We start from the raw sequence: 2,191 nt of genomic DNA, 5'->3' as shown, positions 1-2,191 counted from the left end.
TGCCGACGCACAGGCCGTGGTCATCGACCCCACCGGGCAGGCGATCGACCCGCACCGGCGGGACGTCGCGGACGGCGCGTTGCCCGCGTTCGCGCAGTCAGCCTCCACCGCCTACGCGGCGCTCGACGCGCCGATGCGGAGTCCGTACGGTGCCCTCGGCCTGGAGGTCGAGAAGCGCCAGATATTCGTCATCGAGGGGATGCCACACGTTCCCTCGAAGCAGGTGCTGGCCAAGGCTCCCGGTTTCAAGATCGTGACGGATCACGCCGGGCTCTGGCGGACCGCCGACGGACGGCTGCACCAGTCGTACCCCAAGCCGGCAGAGGGAGAGCCGAAGCCGGTCCACACCTCGTATCTCATCGGTGAGATCGTCGTCGAGCCGATGACGGTACTCCCGGGTGAGCGCAGGCAGGACCCGGAGCAGACGCTGGCGCGCCTTGAGAGGCTGACGAGGGCGCTGGATGCCAGGAATGAGCCCCAGAACGCCGCGCGGATACCTCTCGCCGATCTTTTCCCTGCCGGGGACGGCTGGGAGACCACCGACCTGGGGGACAAGACCGAGGTCGGCCCGACTCCGGTCGGAACGGACCGCGCCTACGTGCAGCCCACTCCTGGGGTCCCCGCCCTCGGCCTGAGGGTGCTCATGGACGTGGCGGCGGACCGGCTGCCGGAAAGCCCCTTCGGGGCATTGGACGCGTCGGGCCGGGAATTCGGGATGAAGGTCGTCGCGGCGTTCGTGCGTGACTTCACCCGCCGGACCAACGTGCCCGAGATGGCCGTTCCCTTCCTCTCGGCCATCCCGGACATCGACGACATGTGGGGCTACCTGCGATACAGCTATGCCCACACGGTGGCCAGGCCGGCCGGGACGATCCTCAATCAGGCCCCGGTTCCGTTCATGGCCAAGAACGCCTTGGCGGTGGCGTCCCGGCCCGCGCTGGACCGTGTCCTACGGGCTCTGCGGCCCCGCACCCGGGACTTCCTCAACGAGCACCACGACGGCATCAGCGGGAATCTGGCCGGTGTGCTCGCCAAGCTGCTGGAGCTCTATCGCAAGGCCATCACGCCGGACAAGCCCTTCTTCCCGGGCTTCTTCGACGCGACCATCGGCGATGTGCCCTCTCCCCGTGAGCATGTGACCTCCGTGCTGACGGGGCGGACGTCCGAGGGCAAAGTCGTCACGCAGAAGCAGATGGTCGACATGGACGACGACCGGTTCCCGGTCCTGGACACCGATGACGGCCAGCTGGATATTCCGCTGGTCCTCGCGGAGCTGCGGCACTTCGCCTACGACGACGTGTTGTTGACGCCCCAGGAGATCCGGCGGGCCGTGGCCGAGCTGTCGCAGCTGAGCCGGGAGGCATACCAGCGGGCGCAGAGGTTCCCGGCTCCGCTGCCCGAGGACGTCCTCCGTGAATCCATCGTGCGGATCCTGGACAACAAGGTGGTCCAGGGACTCGCGGCCTTCGTGCAAATGGTCCTGCTGGCGGGCCTGCCGCAGGCCGCCGGCGGTGTGCCCCGGCGGCTGATGTCCATGGGCGACAGCCAGCGGCTCGCCAGTGCACTGGGTGCCTACGCTCTGGGAACTCCGCTGCCCGACTCGGTGCACCAGGCGCTTCGGACGGCCGTCGAGGAGGCGGCCGGCCTTCTCGGCACCATTCCTCCGACGCATCAGCCGATGCTCCGGATCATGGTCGAGGCGGCGCGGGGTGCCCTCGGCATCCTGGCCGATCCCGCGCAGACGCCGCCGGTCGTGAAGTGGGACGCCGAGCTCGTCGCGGTGGACGGGTCGCGGGTTCTGCTGGACCGGGTGCTGACGGTCGGGCACCGGAGCGCGGATGGGACGCCGGTGGGTGTGTCGTCGCGTCCGGTTCAGGACTGGCAGGACGTGTGGCGCCATGCGTATGGGCTGCTGCCGGAGGTGTCCGGGTTCACGCAGGTGCGGCAGGGTCCTGTGCCGTTGGAGAGCCCCGTGCAGCCGCTGCCGTTCGGCAAGGCGCATGTGGTCGGGCTGCGTGGTGACGCGAATGTCGCCGCGTTGGCGTTGTCGGACGGTACGGACGCGGTGTTCGACTATGCGCGGGTCGTGGATTTCCTGTTCGCGGTGGATGGTCATCTGACGGCGGCGTCTCCGGAGACGGCTGCGGTGGTGGTGGGTGCTGATCTGGCGGGTCCGCCGGTGGCTGATCCG

The 2,191-nt window shown here is 69.2% G+C and carries 1 protein-coding gene; it reads left to right on the top strand.

What is annotated here, in order from left to right:
• Nucleotides 1–16 precede the first annotated feature (16 nt).
• On the top strand, nt 17–2,191 hold a 2,175-nt coding region (locus IF99_RS31365; RefSeq protein WP_199806591.1), incomplete at its 3' end, for a hypothetical protein.

This window comes from Streptomyces sp. NRRL F-5630 (assembly GCF_000719475.1).
Classification (GTDB): Bacteria; Actinomycetota; Actinomycetes; order Streptomycetales; family Streptomycetaceae; genus Streptomyces.
Note: the sequence above shows the minus strand (reverse complement) of the source record. Positions and strands in the feature narration are given on the sequence as shown.